Source organism: Paraburkholderia sp. SIMBA_030 (assembly GCF_046535245.1).
Lineage (GTDB): Bacteria > Pseudomonadota > Gammaproteobacteria > Burkholderiales > Burkholderiaceae > Paraburkholderia.
This window is the reverse complement of record NZ_JAWRXB010000432.1, coordinates 1-275: the sequence shown is the minus strand read 5'-3', so window position 1 is coordinate 275 and position 275 is coordinate 1. Positions and strand designations below refer to the sequence as shown.

The following is a 275-nucleotide window of genomic DNA, read 5'->3' as shown; positions in this document are numbered from 1 at the left end:
CCGCGTAGAGGCGCGTCGTCAGCGCGTCGGCATCGGTCGCGGTGCGGCGCGGCATCGCGGGCGCCGTGCGCGTGCGGCGCTCCTCGTGCGCGCGCTTGAGCGACAGCTGCTGCGCGAGCAGTTCCTCGAACTTGATGCGCGTCCACGCCGGATGCGAGCCGTCCATCAGCGCGGCTTCGTCGGAATCGACGCCCGGGTGATGCAGGATGCGCACGGCCTGCGCGAGCGTCGGCACGCCGAGCGGCTTCAGGTAGTCGCGCTCGATCTCGGGCGGC

Annotated in this window: 1 pseudogene; it reads right to left on the bottom strand. The window is 73.1% G+C overall.

The window, feature by feature from the left end:
• Positions 1-275, bottom strand: a pseudogene (locus SB772_RS40660) (ATP-dependent DNA helicase RecG); the annotation flags it as partial.